The sequence below is a fragment of the Shewanella goraebulensis genome (genome assembly GCF_030252245.1).
Lineage (GTDB): Bacteria > Pseudomonadota > Gammaproteobacteria > Enterobacterales > Shewanellaceae > Shewanella > Shewanella goraebulensis.
In genome coordinates this window covers 45881-65591 of the sequence record NZ_CP126972.1, presented here as the reverse complement: position 1 = coordinate 65591, position 19711 = coordinate 45881, and the positions used below count along the sequence as shown (strand labels likewise).

General features: G+C 41.3%; 17 protein-coding genes, 1 tRNA gene and 1 rRNA gene. 7 read left to right on the top strand and 12 right to left on the bottom strand.

The genetic code is table 11. From position 1 onward, the window contains the following. Position 1: 1 nt before the first annotated feature. The 3 genes from QPX86_RS00285 to gltS all read left to right on the top strand — a co-directional run bounded on the left by QPX86_RS00285 (position 2) and on the right by gltS (position 4068). On the top strand, positions 2 to 1603 hold the full coding sequence (locus tag QPX86_RS00285) for an SLC13 family permease (protein WP_285163808.1): 1602 nt from the start codon (positions 2 to 4) through the stop codon (positions 1601 to 1603). Between the two features lie 41 nt (positions 1604 to 1644). Beyond that, positions 1645 to 2658, top strand: coding sequence for a helix-turn-helix domain-containing protein (locus tag QPX86_RS00280; protein WP_220755289.1), 1014 nt, complete (start codon positions 1645 to 1647; stop codon positions 2656 to 2658). Positions 2659 to 2838: 180 nt separating this feature from the next. Beyond that, positions 2839 to 4068: a sodium/glutamate symporter gene (gltS, locus tag QPX86_RS00275; protein WP_285163807.1), complete on the top strand. Its 1230-nt coding sequence runs from the start codon at positions 2839 to 2841 to the stop codon at positions 4066 to 4068. A 139-nt stretch (positions 4069 to 4207) separates the two neighbouring features. Here gltS and QPX86_RS00270 read toward each other — a convergent pair whose 3' ends face one another. The 8 genes from QPX86_RS00270 to QPX86_RS00235 all read right to left on the bottom strand — a co-directional run bounded on the left by QPX86_RS00270 (position 4208) and on the right by QPX86_RS00235 (position 13109). Next, a complete protein-coding gene (locus QPX86_RS00270) occupies positions 4208 to 5827 on the bottom strand; it encodes a methyl-accepting chemotaxis protein (RefSeq protein WP_285163806.1) in 1620 nt (539 codons plus the stop codon). A 139-nt stretch (positions 5828 to 5966) separates the two neighbouring features. Next, the gene (locus QPX86_RS00265; RefSeq protein ID WP_220755287.1) at positions 5967 to 6755 is read right to left on the bottom strand and encodes a phytanoyl-CoA dioxygenase family protein; all 789 of its coding nucleotides are present in this window, start codon (positions 6753 to 6755) and stop codon (positions 5967 to 5969) included. Continuing rightward, positions 6748 to 7569 carry a PhzF family phenazine biosynthesis protein gene (locus QPX86_RS00260; RefSeq protein ID WP_285163805.1) on the bottom strand — a complete coding sequence of 274 codons (822 nt, stop codon included), beginning with the start codon at positions 7567 to 7569 and terminating at the stop codon, positions 6748 to 6750. The genes QPX86_RS00265 and QPX86_RS00260 overlap by 8 nt, the downstream gene beginning before the upstream one ends. Positions 7570 to 7648: 79 nt before the next feature. Continuing rightward, a complete protein-coding gene (locus QPX86_RS00255) occupies positions 7649 to 9310 on the bottom strand; it encodes an ABC1 kinase family protein (protein WP_285163804.1) in 1662 nt (553 codons plus the stop codon). Between the two features lie 314 nt (positions 9311 to 9624). Continuing rightward, on the bottom strand, positions 9625 to 10809 hold the full coding sequence (locus QPX86_RS00250) for a BaiN/RdsA family NAD(P)/FAD-dependent oxidoreductase (protein ID WP_285163803.1): 1185 nt from the start codon (positions 10807 to 10809) through the stop codon (positions 9625 to 9627). A gap of 144 nt (positions 10810 to 10953) precedes the next feature. Then, complete coding sequence (gpsA, locus tag QPX86_RS00245) at positions 10954 to 11970, bottom strand: NAD(P)H-dependent glycerol-3-phosphate dehydrogenase (protein WP_220755283.1); 1017 nt, start codon at positions 11968 to 11970, stop codon at positions 10954 to 10956. Between the two features lie 5 nt (positions 11971 to 11975). Further along, positions 11976 to 12464: a protein-export chaperone SecB gene (gene secB, locus QPX86_RS00240; RefSeq protein ID WP_153916651.1), complete on the bottom strand. Its 489-nt coding sequence runs from the start codon at positions 12462 to 12464 to the stop codon at positions 11976 to 11978. Between the two features lie 210 nt (positions 12465 to 12674). Next, positions 12675 to 13109 carry a rhodanese-like domain-containing protein gene (locus tag QPX86_RS00235; protein ID WP_220755281.1) on the bottom strand — a complete coding sequence of 145 codons (435 nt, stop codon included), beginning with the start codon at positions 13107 to 13109 and terminating at the stop codon, positions 12675 to 12677. 363 nt (positions 13110 to 13472) lie between these two features. Between QPX86_RS00235 and gpmM the strand changes: the two genes are divergently transcribed. From gpmM to QPX86_RS00215, 4 genes are all read left to right on the top strand, one after another. Next, the gene (gene gpmM / locus QPX86_RS00230; RefSeq protein ID WP_285163802.1) at positions 13473 to 15005 is read left to right on the top strand and encodes a 2,3-bisphosphoglycerate-independent phosphoglycerate mutase; all 1533 of its coding nucleotides are present in this window, start codon (positions 13473 to 13475) and stop codon (positions 15003 to 15005) included. A gap of 10 nt (positions 15006 to 15015) precedes the next feature. Further along, on the top strand, positions 15016 to 16149 hold the full coding sequence (locus QPX86_RS00225; protein WP_285163801.1) for a murein hydrolase activator EnvC family protein: 1134 nt from the start codon (positions 15016 to 15018) through the stop codon (positions 16147 to 16149). Positions 16150 to 16284: 135 nt separating this feature from the next. Further along, the gene (locus QPX86_RS00220) at positions 16285 to 17427 is read left to right on the top strand and encodes a S41 family peptidase (RefSeq protein WP_326521680.1); all 1143 of its coding nucleotides are present in this window, start codon (positions 16285 to 16287) and stop codon (positions 17425 to 17427) included. Between the two features lie 12 nt (positions 17428 to 17439). Further along, positions 17440 to 18192 carry a divergent polysaccharide deacetylase family protein gene (locus QPX86_RS00215; RefSeq protein WP_220755277.1) on the top strand — a complete coding sequence of 251 codons (753 nt, stop codon included), beginning with the start codon at positions 17440 to 17442 and terminating at the stop codon, positions 18190 to 18192. Here the strand turns inward: QPX86_RS00215 and QPX86_RS00210 are convergent. The 4 genes from QPX86_RS00210 to rrf all read right to left on the bottom strand — a co-directional run bounded on the left by QPX86_RS00210 (position 18167) and on the right by rrf (position 19616). Further along, positions 18167 to 18622, bottom strand: a complete 456-nt coding sequence (locus tag QPX86_RS00210) for an Rrf2 family transcriptional regulator (protein ID WP_220755276.1) — start codon at positions 18620 to 18622, stop codon at positions 18167 to 18169. The genes QPX86_RS00215 and QPX86_RS00210 overlap by 26 nt on opposite strands. A 75-nt stretch (positions 18623 to 18697) precedes the next feature. Next, on the bottom strand, positions 18698 to 18949 hold the full coding sequence (locus QPX86_RS00205) for a YkgJ family cysteine cluster protein (RefSeq protein WP_220755275.1): 252 nt from the start codon (positions 18947 to 18949) through the stop codon (positions 18698 to 18700). A 365-nt stretch (positions 18950 to 19314) separates the two neighbouring features. Continuing rightward, positions 19315 to 19391: transfer RNA gene (locus QPX86_RS00200), tRNA-Asp, on the bottom strand. Between the two features lie 109 nt (positions 19392 to 19500). Beyond that, positions 19501 to 19616 (bottom strand): 5S ribosomal RNA (gene rrf / locus QPX86_RS00195). Positions 19617 to 19711: the final 95 nt, after the last annotated feature.

The following is a 19711-nucleotide window of genomic DNA, read 5'->3' as shown; positions in this document are numbered from 1 at the left end:
TATGAGCAAAGAAATAGCGGATAACGTCGATCCTCTGGATATGAACCAGTACAAAATGGAAAGGCTACCTGTCAGATCAAAAACTAACTTCGAGATTTGGCTAGCCAAAAGTGGTGTATGGATAGCTTTAGCTGCATTTATTTTTTTACTCACTGGCAGCCCTGCTTCTTTTCTCACTGATTTTGACCCATCAATGTTAAGTAAGTCTGCTGCTGAGCATTTTCATAATGTGGGTTTAACTGAATTTAGTTGGCATGGGCAAGCCATGTTAGCCATCTTCTGTACTGCGGTGATTTTGTGGATAACAGAACCTATTCCCAATTACTTAACCTCATTAATGGTCATTATTGCCTTAGTACTTACTGGCGTATTACCAGAGCGGCAAGCTTATGCTCAATTAGGCCATCCTATTATGTGGTTAAACATCTTGTCGTTTATTCTAGCTTCCATGTTGGTATCTTCTGGCGCTGCAAAACGCTTTGCATTGTGGTTTATATGCCGTTTTGGAACCAGTGCAACACCGATTTTTTACAGTTTCATGGTCATCAACTTAGCGTTATCAGCTTTTATTTCTGCTACGACAGCCAAAGCCGCAATCTTAATGCCTATTTTTATGGTCATTGCTGCCGTTTATGGTGCTCGCGGTGGAGACAACAAAAATAATTTTGGTCGAAATTTAGTCCTGCAAAATCTGCTGCAAATTAACTTATGTGCTGGGGCGTTTGTCACGGGTTCAGGCGCTAATCTACTTGCTGCGAGCTTAATTGCTGGCGCCATTGGCGGTAGTTTCTTTTTTGCAGATTGGATGATTGTTGCGATGCCGATTGTGATTTGCATGATTGTCATTGGCTGGCTATTAGCAACTAAGGTGTTTTTCCCGCTTAAACCTGAAGAGCGCTTACCGCAAATTGAAGGTGGGATGGAGCGCTTACAAGAAGAGCTAGCCAAAATGGGCAAAGTCTCTTTCCGTGAGATTAAGTCCATTGTCATCTTTGTGACCATTCTATTCTTTTGGGCGACCGACAAATACCACGGCGTTAGCGCCACAGCGATAGCGTTTATTGGTGCTATTATTGCGCTTTGCCCGCGTATCGGTGTCGTCAACTGGAACCAGGTCGATGTACCTTGGCATTTACTGCTATTTTCAGCGGGTGCATACACCTTAGGCGCAGGTTTTAAGCAAACAGACTTGCCAAACCTTGCGGTTAACTTCAGTTTAGAGTATTTCGGTTTAGATGAATCAACACCATTCAGTGTATTTTACATCATGCTGACAGGGGCGATGTTACTAAGCTCACTGGTGTTTCAGTCTAAAACCATGCGTACTATGCTATTTGTCCCCATTGCGATTGGTATTGCTCAACGGTTTGACTTCCCCATCATGAGTTTAGCTTTACCAGTCGCCTTGTTAATTGAACACGTTTACGTGCTGCCATTTAACAGCAAACCAGCTCTGTTACTTTACTCAACAGACCAATACAGTTTAAGTGACAGCTTTAAGTTTGGCTTTTCCATGCTAATGATAGGTTGGGCCACCAGCATCTTAATGGGTGAAACTTGGTTTAAGTGGTTAGGATATGCCCCTAACGGCGTTTTTTGGTAAGATGAATCTAGTCGATAAATACGTAACGATAATAAGCAGATATGAATTCAAATAAAAATGAAATTCGCAGCAAACTCGCTCTGCTTCAGCTAGCAACTGAACTGGGTAGTATCAGTAAAGCCTGCGACATTATGGGTTATAGTCGCGACAGCTATTACCGCTTTAAAAAACAGTATGAAGAAGCTGGCGAGCGTGGTTTAAAAAACCTTTCTCGTAAAAAGCCTGCCCTCAAAAATCGAGTGTCGCAAGAAGTTGAAGATCAGGTTATCGAAATTGCCCTCGATTACCCTAATTATGGTCAAGCAAAGGCTGCCGAACTGCTAACTGCAAGAGGCTGTACTATTTCAGCCAGTGGCGTGCGTACTATTTGGGTAAGGCACAACCTTGAAACCAAAAAAAATCGCTTAGTCGCGCTAAATAGCCGCTTGCGTCAGCAAAACCAACTCAGCTTTAAAAGCCAGCACGATATGGAGCAGCTTTATAAACTAGAGCAAGGTGAAACTGCGCTAGACTGTAAATTCCCTGGTGATGTTTGCGTACAAGACACCTTTAGTATTGGCAATGTTGAGCCTCTTGGACAGTTATACCAGCACACTTTTATTGATGCTTATAGCCAATACGCCATTGCCGTGGTGAGTGATAACAAAGAGTCCTCAACAGCCGCAGCATTTTTACAATCTGATGTTATGCCTTGGTACTTACAAAATAATATTGATATAAACAGCCTGCTAACTGATAGAGGTGCTGAGTTTTCGGGAAATCAAAGTGCACCGTTTAGAATGGTGTTAGAGCAATCAAACATTAACCACATTCAAATGCGTGCCTACAACGGCCCCGTGGTAAATGGCTTGGCTGCTCGCTTTCAACAGTTAGCCTATGATGAGTTTTATGCGCCTTTTTTAAAGAGCCATAAAGTCACCGATATTGAGCAGCTGAATCAACAGCTACAAAAATGGTTAACCCGTTATAACCACCAATACGCTATTGCTGGTCGATACACCTTAGGTAAAACGGCAGTTGAAGTACTGCAATTGAGTCAGCATTTATTAAAATAATCCATACCAGTATTAGCAAGCTTCACAGTTGTGAAACTTGCTAATTCAAACCACTCAGCTATTCCCGCTATTTAATATCAAAAAAACTGCTTTATTTTCCTCACATTAATCTACTAAACGTGTAAAAATACTGAATAATATTTATTCGCATCATAATGACGATGTTAACAAGGAAAAGTTATGGAATTTAGCGACGGCATTGTGCAGTTGAATTCATTTTTTACTGTGACGATTGGGATAATAGTACTGTTTATTGGCCGACGCCTAAATCAAGTGGTGGGCTTTTTAAAAGAGTTTAGTATTCCTGAGCCCGTATCTGGCGGGATCATATTTTCTATCCTATTCACCCTTATTTATGCCTTATTCAGTGTTGAAGTGAACTTCGACCTCATGGCCCGTGATGTATTATTGGTGTACTTTTTTACTACTATCGGTATTAACGCTAGCCTGTCTGATTTATTTAAAGGCGGCAAACCATTAGTGATTCTATTGGTTGTTACTATCGGCTACATGATAGTCCAGAACCTTACCGGTATCGGTGTTGCCACCTTATTCGGTCAAGAGCCAATTGTTGGCTTACTGGGCGGTAGCGTATCGTTAATTGGTGGCCACGGTACCGCCATAGCTTGGGCGCCAAAAATCCAAGAACAATTTGGCTTAACTAGTGCAATGGAAATTGGTATTGCTAGTGCCACCTTTGGTTTGATCCTCGCCAGTTTAATGGGCGGTCCAATCGCCAAGTTTTTAATCAATAAACATAACCTTAAACCCTCCGCTGAAAATCAAGCGGCTGCGACTCAAGGTCAAGAAACCAATACCCCGGTAAAAATGACCTCATTTGATTTCTTGGATGCCTTACTCGCTATCCATATCTGCATCATTTTAGGCTTTGTCTTAAACGAAGTGATCAGCGGTTTAGGATTAGATTTACCCTTATTTGTGACCTGTTTGTTTGCCGGTATTGTGATAACCAATCTAATCCCTAAAAATTACCCTCGTTTTTCAGGCACTGCTTGGCCTACACGCACCGCAGCCATTGATTTAATTGCCGACATGTCTTTGGGTACATTTTTAGCGATGTCGCTAATGAGTATGCAGTTATGGACCTTAGTGGATTTAGCCGGGCCTATCTTCGCAATTTTAGGTATGCAATTTATTGTAGCCATTATGGTGAATCTATTTATCGTATTTCCCACGATGGGTAAAAACTATGATGCTGCGGTAATTTGTTCAGGCTTTGGTGGGATTTCATTAGGCTCAACTCCTACCGCAATGGCTAACATGTCTGCAGTATCTCAGCGCTACGGTTATTCAGCCCAAGCCTTTATTATTGTGCCACTGGTTTGCGCCTTCTTTATCGACCTCGCAAATGCGTTAATTATTCCGTATTTTATTGGTTTAATGCAGTAAAAATTGATGCTGTAAACGACCTCAATAATAGCTTAATTAAGATTTTTAAAAGGTCATCGAAAGATGACCTTTTTATTTTATTGCCATAAGACTTTTAACTTTTAGAATCAAGCAACCGAGTTTAAGATGCTCAAAAATCTTAAACTGAAAACTTATCAATCTCTATCTCTAAGTTGCTGATCAGCTGTTGAGTTTCGTCAGTGGCCGTATGCGCTTTGATTGAAACTTTTGAAGTATTCTGGGCTGTATCAGCAATGATACTAATACGTTGAGCTGAGTCTTCGCCTGCCGCAAGCTGTTCTTGTGAAGCCTCTAATATTTGCTGACTCATTGAAGAAATCGCCGACAGTGATTGAGCAATATTACTCAATTCATCCGCTACCAGTTTCGACTTTTCTACTGTATTACTACTGGTTTGTACGCTTTGTGAAACCGACTGCTTTGCGTCTTGGGTAGCATTTTGTAGTTTAGAAATCATTTGATGAATTTGTTCGGTGCTTGATTGAGTTCGCTGAGCAAGTTGCCTTACCTCATCAGCTACAACAGCAAAACCTCGCCCTTGATCCCCAGCTCTTGCAGCTTCAATCGCCGCATTAAGCGCTAATAAATTAGTTTGTTCAGCAATACTCTGAATAACCGACAACACACTGGCAATATTATTTACTTCGTCATCAAGCAATTGAATATTTTGCCCAGCATTGTCTATTTGATGCTCCAACAAACTAATGGTTTCAGAAGACTGCTGAGTCAAAAGGTAAGCTTGCTGACCTTGCTGCTCTGCAGCAGAAACAGACTCGGCAGCATGCTTCGCAAGTTCTGCGACATTTGAAGAAGATGCAGTCAGTTCTGTAATCGACGATGCTACCATCTGACTTTCATCACTCATTGCATTTGTTAACGAATCAAGCTCTACAGCTTGATTTTCAGCTTCTTGAGCTTGATGGCTTAGGTGCCGCGTAACTTCACTTATCCCTTTAACCACACCCTGTAGGCCAATTTGCATATAGTTCATTGCGCCTACAACACTATCTTGACCTGCTTCAGCAAATTGCGGGTTATGCTTTAAATCCCCCTTTGAAACATCCAACACAAAGTGACGAACTTGTTCCATTTCAGCACCTAGTGCATTACGTAGATTAAGACCAAAACGAGCGAGTAAAAGGGACACTATAAAGGCAATAATGATTGAAAACGTCAATAACCATTTAGCCACCGACCAGTATCGAGTATCAGCCTCGGCATAACTGATTCCTGTACCCACATACCAATTCCAGACCGGAGTTTGTTGAACAACAGAAGTTAAATCGACAACCTGTCCATCACGCTCGGAATTCCAATGATAGGTAATGATTTTAGATGTTTGCTGACCCACTAATTGCTGCACCATCTCACCGATACTGTTGCCTTCGGCATCTCTAAAATCATTAAAACTTGTCCCATGAAGCTGGGGATCGTGCGGTGCAGCAATAAAATCTAAACTTTCATCCACCACATACACATATTCAGAGTCATGGTATTTATTTTCCCTCAATAACTGACTGGCAAAAAGCTTGGCTTGGGATTCAGAAAGTTGGCCTGACTGGGCAAGCTTTTCAAATTGCTCGACAATATTAACTGTACTCTTCATGAGTTGATTAATCCGCGCGATATTATCACTCTCGCTGGAGTTAGATAGGGCTTGTAACCCCCAAAAAGCAGTACTAATAAAAGCGAGAAAGATACCTAGTGAAAATACTAAAATTTTACGGCCTAAGGTCATATGACATCCTTTAATTATTGTTATTAGCAGGCTGTGTAAAAAACCACCTCCACTAGTAACATAAAGAACAACTGACATAAGATGCAAGCACTAAATGACATCGCTGTCATTTAGTGCTTGTAACAAAATATATCATTTCTTAATTAAAGGCTTTTTTGAAAGCTAAAGCATATTCAAAAGGAGCAGGCCACTCAAGCGTGGAGCACTGATGGGCATCAGGTAAGCAACTAGAGTCAGTAAAGGCGGCATACTCTTCGAGCGCCTCACAAAATAATAAATCTAGCGCTAATCGGTCTTTACCGTATAAGCCTCGATGGATCATATTGGCCGAAAACAGCAATACATCACCTTTGTTCAATGGCACTGCGAGGCTATTCGCTAGCGAGTCACTGTTTTGTTTACCCTTTTGCTCAAGCCTTACCGCTAACTCGTTATCATTATCAAATCGTTTATGGGTTCCTGGTATCACTTCAATTCCGGGTTCATCACTCAGTGCAATACGGCAATGGATAACATCATGCCCTTGCAGTACTTGGCGCTGTTCATCAACCGATAAGTGATACTGCGGATCCCGATGCCAATAGTTTGCTTGATTAGGGTTAAAAGGGTTAAAAAATAGTTGGCTGTTCATGAAGGCCACTTTTTCAAGCGGTGTAGAATGGATTAACTGCCTCACTTTATTGGAACCAATAAACTCAAATAACCTTCTGCGTTGCTGACGGACTAAGTATTTATCAGAGGTTAAATACGCTGAGTTAACTGCTTTCGCGTGGTAGAAGTCTTGATTGTCAGCAAGCCAAGCTTGATGGAATTCATCGATCACCACTTTTATATCAGCAATTTCTTTTGCCGAAAAATACTGACTTACTTTGACAAAACCATCTCGCAGATAAAGCTGTCTTAGGTCTTCAGTAAGCGGCTTAGACATAAATCCTGCCTTTGAGATACAACTTGCCACAGCCAGAAACAAACACTCGGTCATCACTGATGCGACAACATAACTTTCCACCTCGAGTTGATGCTTGAAAAGCCACCAGCTCAGTCTTATTTAATTGCTCAGACCAATATGGCGCCAATCCCGCATGAATGGAGCCTGTAACGGGATCTTCATCACCGCCATTGGCAGGCCAAAAGTAGCGCGAGATACAGTCATATTCACTCGTAGCATCAGCTTGCGCAGTGACGACAACATCTAAAGGCGCCAGCAATGCTAGTAATTCAGATTGATACTCAAGGTTAATCACATCCGCGGCCGAATCCATTACAGCAAAATAAGCCTGCTGATTTTTAAGCACTGTTTTTGGCGTAACCGATAATCCTGCGGTTAATGCATTAGGAACCGATTCAACTATCTCAGGTTTTAAATTAGGGAAGCTCATTTCAATTGTGCTTGGTGTTGCTGTAGAGTCTGCATTGCTAACTTGGGTCACCTTTAAATCGCCCACTTTGTCAGTTGAAAAGCATACCTCTCCCACACAAGAGAATTGATTAAAAAGCACATGGGCAGCTGCCAGCGTTGCATGACCACAGAAATCTATTTCAGTTATGGGTGAAAACCAGCGAATTTGATAATGGTTTAGGTCAACTCGTTTAATAAACGCGGTTTCTGATAGATTATTTTCACTAGCAATCGATTGCATTAAATCGACAGCGAGCCAATCCTCTACTGGCACCACTGCTGCTGAATTTCCACCAAATTGCTTATCGGTAAATGCATCCACCACAAATATATCTAATTCCATTTGATTAATTCCATCTGACTAACCTCAACTGACTGGCTCAATTATATATTGCCCAGTACTTAATGCTGCTCGCACTTAACTATTTCTTGTTAGATAAATCACCAGAACGCCAGACAGCTAATAGTAATTTAGCTGCTAGCCAACTGCCGATAGCGGTAATGCCAAAACCAATAATAGACACGCCTTCATAGAGTGGCGGCACTTTACTACTGAGTACCATGCAACCACCAAGGAAAATAGCGCCACTTAGCACCCCATAAACAAGACGATTAATAATGGTGTCTAAATTACGGTGGTTAAGATTGATATTAAAATGGTCATTGGTAATTTTTTGAGTCAGTAGCTCGATATCTTCAGGCAATTTATTGATAATTCGTTGCCAACGGGTCGATGAAGCTATGGTTTGCTTAAGTACATTTTTAGGGGCGAATTGCGCCGCTTTCATCTTCAATGCATAAGGACTAATGGCATCAGCAAGACTGATACTGCTGTCGATTTGTTTCGACATACCTTCGAGCATAATTAATACTCGAATTAGCATGGATATTTCGGTTGGGATGACAAGTTTATGGTGCTTAATAATGCGGATAAACTCAGTGAGCACTTCGACTAAGGCAACTTCATTCATTTCAACTTCTAAGTATTCATAAACAAACTCACCTATATCCTTCTCAAGGATAACCTTGTCTAGCTGTGGTTGAGCCTGGCAGATTTGAATCACTTGGTAGGTCAGTTCTGCTGCATCTTTCTCCGCTAATGCAATCAACAAGTGTTGTAAGCGTTGTTGAATGCCCTGACTCAGACGTGCGGTCATTCCCCAATCAAGGATCCCTAATTGATTATTTTCAAGTAGCCATATATTGCCAGGATGAGGATCTGCATGAAAAAAGCCTAGCTCGAAAATCATGTCTAAATAGACTTTAACGCCCGTTGTGGCAATTTTATTGGCGTCGCATTCAGCTTGATGTGTTTGGAGTTTAGCGATGCTCTCGCCCTTTAAACATTCCATCACCAACACTCGCTTACTTGAATACTGGCGATAAACTTCAGGAATATGCACATCAGGATTATTGCTAAAGAAGCTACTTGCCCGCTGCATACTGCGCGCTTCTTTAACATAATCAAGTTCGTTGAGTAGCGTTTTGGTGAATTCAGCAATCAAACGGGAAGGCTGATAAAATTTCAGTTCCTTTTGATACACCTCAGCTAGCGGCATTAAGCGCTTTAAAATCTCTAAATCAGCAAGAATTTTATCTTCAATTCCCGCATGCTGAACTTTCACCACCACCTCTTGCCCATCAACCGTTGTTGCTTGATGCACTTGCCCCACAGAGGCTGATGCTAGAGGCGTAAAGCTAAACTCACTAAAGATGCCATCAAAGGAATGTTCGAATTCAGATTCAATAGTTTGGATAACTAAGTCTTGGCTGTCTGCAGGGGTATCAGCTTGTAAGCGAGTGAGCTCATCAGCGACTTCTTGGCCCACTAAATCAGCGCGAGTACTGAGGATCTGCCCAAGCTTAATAAAGGTGGTACCCAGTTCGCTAAATGCCAGCCGCAACCTAACAGCAAATGATAATGACACCAAACGTTGACCTGAGTCGCCAACAAAAACACTCTTAATAAACTCTGGATTGTGCTCTTTAATCCAGTTAGCCAAACCGTACTTAACCAATACTGTAATTATTTGCCGAGAGCGCTCGGAGTGATTCATCAGTTGTTTGATATCGGATAACTTCATCAAATCTCCTTGGTGCCTTCGCATTTTGTAGAGGAAGCACATGTAGGTATTGGTGGAATGTTGCATAAATATCGTAGTAAATACTGTAATAGATATAACCACAAACAAATACAAAAACTTAGAGATATAAGGTAAAAGACTAATCCCAAAAAGAAGCTATTGATCAGGTTGCAAGCTGAGTTCATCAAGAAGGACGATGAAAGAACTAAGGAAAGAATTAAGTAGAGACATAGGCTTGGCTGCAATTACAGCCAAACACAATTTTATAAAGAAAAGATTATCGAGTTTGAGAGTTTACCGTCTCTACACAACAGCTAAACCGCCATACCTGCAGCTACACCAGATGACCAAGCCCATTGGAAGTTAAAGCCACCTAGCCAACCGCTGACGTCCATGACTTCACCAATGAAATATAAACCAGCAACGTTTTTAGCTTCCATGGTTTTCGATGACAACTCATTGGTGTCGACGCCGCCCAAGGTCACTTCGGCGGTGCGGTAACCTTCTGTACCATTCATCACAATCGACCATTCGTTGAGGTCTTTAGCGATTTGATCTCGCTCACCATGACCAAGTTGGTTTAGTGCTTTATCAAGTAGTGCTGTTTCAAATAATGTTTCAACTAAACGCTTAGGTAACCACTGACTTATGGTGTTACGTAAGCTTTGCTTAGGGTTATTCGTTAAGGCTGTTTCAATCTTATCTTTAGCACTTTCATTAGGTAATAAATCAATCTTAATTGCCTGACCTGCTTGCCAGTAATTGGATATTTGTAATACTGCAGGGCCTGATAAGCCACGATGAGTGAATAGCAGTGCTTCACTAAATTGAGTGCCATCCTCTGCGGTTATAGTGGATGGTACAGCAATACCAGAAAGTGGCTCAAAACGTTCTTTTTGCTCAGTGTGCCAAGTAAAAGGCACTAAACCTGCTTGGGTTGGCAAGACTGATAAGCCAAATTGTTCAGCGAGTTTATATCCATAAGGTGATGCACCTAACTTCGGCATTGATAAGCCACCAGTAGCAATCACTAATGAGTCACAAGAATAATCGCCATTTGAAGTTTGCAATTCAAACTGACCTTGGTCATTTTTGCTCACCTTAGTCATTTCTGTACGCAGTTGGACTTTAGCGCCTGCCCACTCACACTCAGTCATCAACATGGTGACGATTTCTTTAGCTGAATCATTACAAAATAACTGACCATGATCGCGCTCGTGATATTCAATACCATGACGTTCAACCAGTTCAATAAAATCACTTGAGCGATAACGAGCTAATGCTGATTTAACAAAGTGACTGTTGCCACATAAGAAGTTATGCGGCTCAACTTTTTGATTGGTAAAATTACAACGACCACCACCACTGATCAGAATTTTTTTCCCAGCTTGTTTGGCATTATCTAATACCAATACATCACGACCTCGATAGCCTGCGGTAGAAGCACACATTAATCCTGCTGCGCCTGCGCCAATAATAATTACATCGTGATGTGTCACTAGATTACTCTCTTATTCAGCAGCTGCGTTTACGGCAGCAAATTTTCAAACAAATAATATACAAACTGCATTATTGGCGGATTTTTCATCAGCCACAAAAAAGGGCGCTATATTAGCACCCTTTTAGTCGTATTCACACTGACGTTATTCTGAGATAGTTTCAGACTTTTGCTCACGCCCTAATAGTTCTTTAGCCGCATCTACAGGTGCTTTACCTTGATAAAGTACTTGATAAATTTGCTCGGTAATTGGCATTTCAACACCAAGACGTTTAGCTAAAGTGTAAACCTCTTTAGTATTACGATAACCCTCAACCACTTGGCCAATTTCTTCTTGGGCGGTATCGACATCGCTGCCTTTACCTAGCGCCAAACCAAATCGGCGGTTACGTGATTGATTATCCGTGCAAGTCAGCACTAGATCACCAAGACCCGCCATACCCATAAAGGTATTAGCATCAGCATTTAATGCCACACCAAGACGAGTTAATTCAACTAATCCACGAGTGATAAGCGCTGTGCGAGCATTAGCACCAAAGCCAATACCATCAGACATACCTGCACCAATTGCGATAACGTTTTTAACCGCGCCACCTAATTGCAAGCCAGTAAAGTCATCGTTGGCATAAACACGTAAACGTTTCGGGCTATGTAATAGCTCTACTAAATCATTAGTAAAGTCAGCACATGTACCCGCAACTGAAATGGCTGTCGGCATACCGGCAGCCAGTTCTTTGGCAAACGTCGGTCCAGATAATACTGCTAGCGGGAAAGCGTCCCCAAGTTGCTCACGAGCAACATCTTGCAGTAATCGACCTGTTTCAGGCTCTAATCCTTTAGTGGCCCAGACAATGCGAGCATCATCTCGTAATAAAGGTTTGGCCTGCTTGAGTACTAAACCAAATACATGGCTTGGTACCACAACCAAAACATTTTTACTCGCTGCAAGTGCTTTACCTAAGTCGGTTTCTAATTCAAGTGTGTCAGGAAAAGTAATTCCTGGCAGAAATGCATTATTAGCGCGTTCTTTGGCAAGGGTTTCCATGTGCTCAGGCTCATGACCCCAAAGCAAGGTCTTGTGACCACTGCTGGCGAGAGAAATAGCAAGAGCAGTGCCGTAAGACCCCGCTCCTAGTACCGTAATTTCGGTCGTATTATTCATATTGATTAAGCGTTAGCTTCTTCAGCAGCTGGTGCTGCAGCTGCGTCTTGCTGACGTTGTTGAACATATTGCGCGAATAATGCGTCAAAGTTCACAGGAGCAAGGTTAAGCTGTGGGAAAGTACCGCGAGATACTAAGTTACCTACTGTTTCACGTGCGTATGGGAATAATACGTTAGGGCAGTAAGCACCTAATGAATGAGCAAGTTGCTGTTCAGTTAAACCAGTGATTGAGAAAATACCAGCTTGTTGAACTTCACATAAGAAAGCAGTTTCTTCACCGTTTTGAGCAGTAACAGTTAAAGAAAGAATCACTTCATACACGTCATCAGAAAGTTTGTTGCTACGAGTGTCTAGATCAAGCTTAACTTCTGGGTTCCATTCTTTTTGGAAAACAGCAGGGCTGTTTGGCGTTTCAAATGAAACGTCTTTAGTGAATACGCGTTGAATGTTGAATTGTGGTGCTTGTTCTTCGTTGTTAGCTACTTCAGCCATGATTTTCTACCTTCAAATTGTGTTTTAGCTTTTCTATGAAGCTAATTTTAGATTTGGGCTTTTATTCCTAAAACGAGGCAAATCGCCTTATTTTAGTTCATCCCGATTAAAGTTGATCTAACTCGTTAACAAAACGCCTGTAAGCCCTTTATAAAAGTAGGATCTTGTTGTACTCGCTAACATTTAGCATCAGCGAGTAGCTGGTTATCTTTACTTCTTACCTTTAACAGTCGGTAAGTTAGCTGCTGTCCAGTCACCCATGCCGCCTTTTAGGTTACTCACATTCTCAAAACCTTGGGTTACAAGAAGTTGAGCAGCTTGCGAAGACGTCATGCCAGCACTACATACAGTAATAATGGGTCTGCTTTTAAACTTTTCAAGGGCAGTCGCTTTATTATTTTTAATTTCAGACAAAGGTACATTTATCGCATCCACGATGTGGCCTTTACGAAACTCTTCTTGAGAACGAACATCAATGACTTTGCCGTCTTGTTTGTTCATTAACATAGTCAATTCTTGGGTATTGATATTAACAACTTTCGAGGTTGCCGCTTTAATCGTAGTGACTACAACAGCAATGAACAAACCAACCCATGCGATACTTAAAACTGGGTTCGCTTGAAAAAATTCAATATATTCTTGCATCTTCTCTGCCTACTTTAAAAATGGCTAAAATTAATAAGCCACAGAGTATACCGATTGCGTCTTTATAATGCAGCAAGTTCGCACCTATTCCTCGACTCTGATGATTTATTAATGCCACTTTAACGATGAAAGATTGCATTTAATTAACAAGCTTTGCTTAAAACCACTGTATTAGCGCTTTTATTGCAAATAATTCATCAAGTCCCTTAGACGCTAGGGCTATACCCTTATTGCAATAATCTTTGTCTGAAACCCATAGATGAAAGTAAATTACTTTTTCAGCGCCTGCATAAGTAGTAATATTCATACAATTAAAATTTTAACCTTCTCATAAACTTTAAACTTTCATATAGAGGTATTTCCATGGCGACTCAAAAGCGTCCATTGGCACTCCTTATCTTAGATGGTTGGGGCTATCGCGAAAATACGCATCAAAATGCAATTTTTCACGCTAACACTCCGGTTCTAGATAAATTGAATGCTACATATCCACACAGTTTGATTTCCGGTTCTGGTTTAGATGTTGGCTTACCTGATGGCCAAATGGGTAACTCAGAAGTGGGTCACATCAATATCGGTTCTGGCCGAATTGTGTATCAAGAGTTAACACGTATTAGTAAGTCTATTGCTGATAACGAATTTTCTCAAAACCAAGCCTTGTGTGAGTCTATCGACAAAGCGATTAGTGATAATAGCGCTGTGCATATCATGGGACTTATGTCTCCAGGTGGTGTTCACAGCCATGAAGACCACATTGAAGCCATGTGTCGTATGGCAGTTGAACGTGGCGCAACTAAAGTTTACTTGCACGCTTTCCTAGATGGTCGTGATACACCTCCTCGTAGTGCCAAAAACTCACTGGCTCATTTCGAAGCGTTATTTGAAAAATTAGGCCATGGTAAAGTTGCTTCACTCATTGGTCGTTACTACGCCATGGACCGTGATAACCGCTGGGATCGTGTTGAAAAAACTTACAACCTTATCACCCAAGGAAAAGCTGAATTTAATTACCCTAGTGCGGTTGAAGCTTTAGAAGCGGCTTACTCCCGAGATGAAAACGATGAATTTGTTGCAGCATCAACTATTGGTGAAGCGGCAACGTTATCTGACGGCGATGCGCTGATTTTCATGAATTTCCGCGCCGATCGTGCTCGTCAAATTACTCGTAGTTTTGTTAACGCTGACTTTGATGGTTTTGATCGTGCTGTTACTCCAGCAGTTAACTTCGTCATGCTCACCAACTATGCTGATGACATCAAAGTGCCAGTGGCATTTCCATCGACAGATTTGGTTAACACCTTAGGCGAAACCTTACAAAATCAAGGTAAGACCCAGTTACGTATTTCAGAAACTGAGAAATATGCACATGTGACTTTCTTCTTTAATGGCGGTAAAGAGCAGCCATTTGAAGGTGAAAGCCGTGAGTTAATTAAGTCACCAGACGTAGCAACTTACGATCTTCAACCAGAAATGAATTCAACCGAGTTAACCGACAAACTGGTTGCTGCAATTGAATCTACTGAGTATGACGTGATCATCTGTAATTATCCTAATGGCGACATGGTTGGCCACACTGGTAACTTTGACGCCGCAGTTAAAGCCTGTGAAGCCGTTGATGCCTGTATAGGTCGAGTCGTTGATGCACTGCAAAAAGTAGGTGGCGAATGTTTAATTACTGCGGATCACGGTAACGCAGAGCAAATGACGAATGAAGAAACAGGTCAAGCACATACAGCCCACACCAGCGAGTTAGTGCCGTTCATTTATGTTGGACGTGATGCCACTATCGAAGACGGTGGCCGATTGAGCGATATAGCGCCAACTATGTTAACCTTGATGGAACAAGAAGTGCCATCAGAAATGACAGGCCACTCAATCATTAAACTCAAAGAGTAAATAGCCACTCGTGAAAAAACGACTATTGTTTAAAGCCAGCATACTTGCTGGCTTTCTGATACTTTCATCATCAGTTCAAAGTGCCGATCTGGATAAGCGTCAATCTGAGCTTAAAGCCATTCAAGCGCAGATTAACCAACAGCAAAACTCTTTGAAAGACAGCAGTCGTCAACGTGAAAAGCTCATTTCGTTACTTAAACGAGATGAGCAAGCTATTTCAAGCGCCGCGCAAAAAGTCAACCTCACTCAAGCTTCACTGACTCAAGTAAACACCAAGTTAGGTGAGCTAGAAGTTGAGCAAGTTGAATTAGATAAACGCCGTATTACTCAGCAAAAAACCTTGTCGAAGCAATTATCTAGTGCCTATTTAGCTGGTAATCATGACTATTCAAAAATGATGCTAAACCAGCAAAATCCAGCGACAGTTGAACGTATGCTGGCTTATTACCAATATCTCAATAATGCTCGCATTGCGGCTATTACTAACCTCAAAACCACCATTGAACAATTAGAGGCAATTAAAGATCAACAAGTTAGCGAGCAACAAAAACTCAATGCTCTAATCATCGAACAAAAACAACAAGCGCAGCAACTTAATAAAGAGCAAAGCCAACGCCAACAAACTCTAGCGCAAATTCAGCGAACCTTAACCAGTAAAGGCGCTGAGTTAGAGCAAATGCAAATTGAAGAAGCCAGCTTAAAGCGCCTTATCGAACAAGCCTTGTTAGCCGCTAAAGATAACCCGCAAATGGATGGATTAGCCAAAAAACGTGGTCAATTAAAATGGCCAACTAAAGGCCATTTAGCCTCTAAATTTGGCAGTCGACGTTCTGGACAAATACGTTGGAAAGGGGTCGTCATTGCGGCTCCAGAAGGACGTAGTATTACTGCAGTCGCCCCTGGTACTGTCATTTATGCCGACTGGCTTCGTGGTTTTGGTATGGTAATGGTAGTAGACCATGGCGAAGGCTACATGAGTCTATATGGCCATGCTCAGGCACTATTAATTCAACCAGGTGAGACGGTTCAAAAAGGCGAATCAATTGCACTAGTCGGGAGTTCAGGCGGACAAACAGAATCTGGCCTATACTTTGAGATACGACACAAAGGGCAAGCCGTTAACCCAGCGAAATATTGTCGATAAACAATAGGCTAGGAATACCGAATTCGCTGACTTAACCGACGCCCTAACTATACCTTAATGGTATTTAGGGCGGTTATGATGCAATTCGCACGTTATTTATTATGTTTTTTGTTAGGTATTTCGGTGGCGCTTTCAATGAGCCTATCCAGCTCTGAGCAGCACTATAAATACGAATCAGAATACAGCTACACTCTGCTTTTAGATGTTATCGACACCATCCACACCTATTACTTCAATGATGTTGACCGAGAAGATTTAATCGAATTCGCTATAGACGGCATTTTTACAAACCTCGATCCTTATTCAGGCTTTTTAGACTCGGACGACTACCAAAGCATTAATGACAGTAATAGCGGTCAGTACTATGGCTACGGATTTGAAGTCGCCACCGACGATGACCAAATCACCATCATTACCCCTTACCCAAATTCACCTGCTGCAAGAGCAAATCTGCAACCCGGTGATAAAGTACTTCAACTTAACGATACTGTGATTGATAGCAGCAATTTGACTGACGTGCTCATGGATATCAAGCAAAACAGTAATAACAAGCAAACCATCAATCTAACTATTGAGCGTGATACAAATAAGCCATTTAAACTTGCCTTAAACCCTGAGCTGATTCATATCGAATCAATAAACGCTAAAATCATCAAAGATGGCATTGGTTATATACAGTTAAACTCATTTCAACACGACGCAACTAGCGCCATCATCAAACAAGCTAAACTTTGGGAAAACCAGCAGTTGAACGGCCTGATTTTAGATGTGCGTAACAATCCAGGTGGGTTACTGGGTCAAGCGATTAGCATTGCAGATTTATTTTTGGAGAAGGGGTTAATCGTCTCTACAGAAGGTCGTTTTTTTGATGCCAATGAAGTGTATTACGCATCACAGCCTACCATTTTTAAAGACATTCCAATGGTGGTATTAATTAATAAAGGTTCAGCTTCTGCATCAGAAGTACTCGCAGCAGCCCTACAAGAAAATAACCGAGCAACCTTAGTCGGTGAAACCAGTTTTGGTAAAGGTACAGTGCAAAGTCTTATCCCAATGTTAGAGATGGGTAATGCAATTAAACTGACAATAGCAAAGTACAGTACCCCCCATGGCAACGATATTCACAGCAAAGGTATTGAACCTGATATTAAAATTTCAAACGAAGCTATTCTAAATTCTGATTATCTGGATATAATTGAGCAATCAACTGCGCAATATGATGAACCACAGGATGGTCAGATTTCTTCAGCTATTGCATGGATAACTACTCATAACTAAAAAGCAGACTCTGTGCGCAATATATTTTTATTAATAGCTATACTCGTATGTGGTTCCGTTCAAGCAACAAACATCGCTATCATCATTGACGATATTGGATATCGTCAATCTGATGAAGCTGTGTTGTCGTTACCAAATACCGTCACCTTATCAGTATTACCTCACACCCCTTTAGGTCAAACATTGGCTCAACAAGGTCACCAACAAGGCAATGAAATTATGTTGCATATTCCAATGCAGGCACTCAATGGCAAAAAGCTTGGGGATGGTGGTTTAACCAATGACATGGATGAACATCAGCTTAAGAACCAACTGAAAGCATCGATTGATAACATCCCATATGCTAAAGGTGCTAATAACCATATGGGCAGTTTACTAACTCAATTAGATAACCCAATGAACTGGTTAATGGAAAGCTTGAAGAAAAAAGACCTGTATTTTGTCGATAGCGTGACCACTCGCTTTAGCAAGGCAAGTGACAAGGCGCAGCAATATGGCGTGCCATTATTGAGAAGAGAAATATTTCTAGATAATGATGTCAGTGAACATGCTTTAGAAAAACAATTTAGCCAAATTATTAGAAAGGCAAAAACAGATGGCAATATAGTAGTCATTGCGCACCCTTACCCAGAAACAGTGCGCTTTTTAAATCAGAACCTTCACCGACTAGAAGCTAAAGGTATTAACTTAGTTCATACCTCGAAGTTATTACCTGTCGCAATGGCAAAAAATGAAGGGACTAGCTCAGCTCAAGTACTGAAATAGAAAGATCAGGTAATGTCTCCATTAACTCATCAGCATTCTTGACGATATCAGCCAAAGTACATTCATTTAGCACTTCCATATACGCAGCAACGGCCTTCGCTAGAATACCTTTAAGGCTACATGCTGGCGTAAAACGGCAGTAAGGCTCAGTACAGTTGACAGGGGCTAATGAAGGTTCGAGTTCACCCACTAATTTCCCTAGATTAATCTCAGCAGGCTTCACCGCTAATTTAAATCCACCACTTTTACCTCGGATAGTTTGAATATATCCAAGCTTACCTAAATGATGAATGATCTTAGCAACATGATTTGATGACAGCTCAAAAACAGTCGTCACTTCAGCAATGCGAAATAACGTTTCTCTTTTCGGTTGTGCAGCAAGGTACATTAAAATACGAATGCCATAGTCTGTATATCGTGTTAGTTGCATAAGTTTGTTCCAGCGTTAAATTGTACTTCTTAAATAATATTGCTTTGTGTATATACTAACGTTGTCGTTAGCAGCTTAGGAGGTTGAAGACTCTAAGTCGGTGATCAACCATAAAGCTTGCTCATTGCTCGTGCTACATACATCAATAGTTGCTGTAAAATCAGTGCATACCTTCGGTCTTGAAGGATCACCAAATATCTTACATAGATTATCATCATTTAACTGAATACAGCGCTCACCTGCAGGTTTACCATTGGGCATTCCAGGTATAGGGCTAGTAATAGAAGGTGCAATGCAGCATGCACCGCAACCAAGACGACAATTCATAATTTTACCTAAGCGTTAAAGCAGCAATATATCTTACTAATGCCTAATATAAAAACATCTTTGCTATAAAAAGCACATAAAATACATCTTTAAGTTTAAAGTGAGAGTTATGTAAAATTTTTAGCTAATATACTTGGCGTGTAATTTTCACTTATACCAATTTAACTCACCTAAAACTGATAGCTAAAGTCGATCTTAACAGTAACCCATATCAAAACGCATTAATCTAGGTCATCAATTACGCTTAAAGAAAGCCTTAGATAGCAAAAAGCCCTATCACTCTGTAGAAACAAGAAGTAATAGGACTTATCCAAAAGCTGAAACGAAAAAAGCCTCATCTTTCGATGAGGCTTTCGTCTTTGTGTTGGCGGAGCGGACGGGACTCGAACCCGCGACCCCCGGCGTGACAGGCCGGTATTCTAACCAACTGAACTACCGCTCCTTTAGCAAAATGCTTGCGCGTAATGCTAAATGCTTTTTAAGTCGCTAACTTGTCAAGGTTAGGAGACTTGCTTTATCGTAATAAAGCTACTCTTTCGAGTAAATTAGGCGCTTGGCAATGACCTACTTTCACATGGGGAGACCCCACACTATCATCGGCGCTATTGCGTTTCACTACTGAGTTCGGGATGGGATCAGGTGGTACCACAATGCTATTGTCACCAAGCAAATTCGGTGTTAATCGCTTATCGCAATTAACTAAATTCGGAAAGCTGTTTGAGTGTTTTACTTTATTAAGCGCTTTAAATTCTTCACTAAGTC

Coding starts and splice junctions, on each gene's coding strand:
- gpmM (WP_285163802.1), top strand. CDS start 13,473: ATGGCGACTCAAAAGCGTCCATTGGCACTCCTTATCTTAGATGGTTGG.
- gltS (WP_285163807.1), top strand. CDS start 2,839: ATGGAATTTAGCGACGGCATTGTGCAGTTGAATTCATTTTTTACTGTG.
- gpsA (WP_220755283.1), bottom strand. CDS start 11,970: ATGAATAATACGACCGAAATTACGGTACTAGGAGCGGGGTCTTACGGC.
- QPX86_RS00260 (WP_285163805.1), bottom strand. CDS start 7,569: ATGGAATTAGATATATTTGTGGTGGATGCATTTACCGATAAGCAATTT.
- QPX86_RS00270 (WP_285163806.1), bottom strand. CDS start 5,827: ATGACCTTAGGCCGTAAAATTTTAGTATTTTCACTAGGTATCTTTCTC.
- QPX86_RS00205 (WP_220755275.1), bottom strand. CDS start 18,949: ATGAATTGTCGTCTTGGTTGCGGTGCATGCTGCATTGCACCTTCTATT.
- QPX86_RS00210 (WP_220755276.1), bottom strand. CDS start 18,622: ATGCAACTAACACGATATACAGACTATGGCATTCGTATTTTAATGTAC.
- QPX86_RS00255 (WP_285163804.1), bottom strand. CDS start 9,310: ATGAAGTTATCCGATATCAAACAACTGATGAATCACTCCGAGCGCTCT.
- QPX86_RS00220 (WP_326521680.1), top strand. CDS start 16,285: ATGAGCCTATCCAGCTCTGAGCAGCACTATAAATACGAATCAGAATAC.
- QPX86_RS00235 (WP_220755281.1), bottom strand. CDS start 13,109: ATGCAAGAATATATTGAATTTTTTCAAGCGAACCCAGTTTTAAGTATC.
- QPX86_RS00265 (WP_220755287.1), bottom strand. CDS start 6,755: ATGTCTAAGCCGCTTACTGAAGACCTAAGACAGCTTTATCTGCGAGAT.
- QPX86_RS00280 (WP_220755289.1), top strand. CDS start 1,645: ATGAATTCAAATAAAAATGAAATTCGCAGCAAACTCGCTCTGCTTCAG.
- secB (WP_153916651.1), bottom strand. CDS start 12,464: ATGGCTGAAGTAGCTAACAACGAAGAACAAGCACCACAATTCAACATT.
- QPX86_RS00285 (WP_285163808.1), top strand. CDS start 2: ATGAGCAAAGAAATAGCGGATAACGTCGATCCTCTGGATATGAACCAG.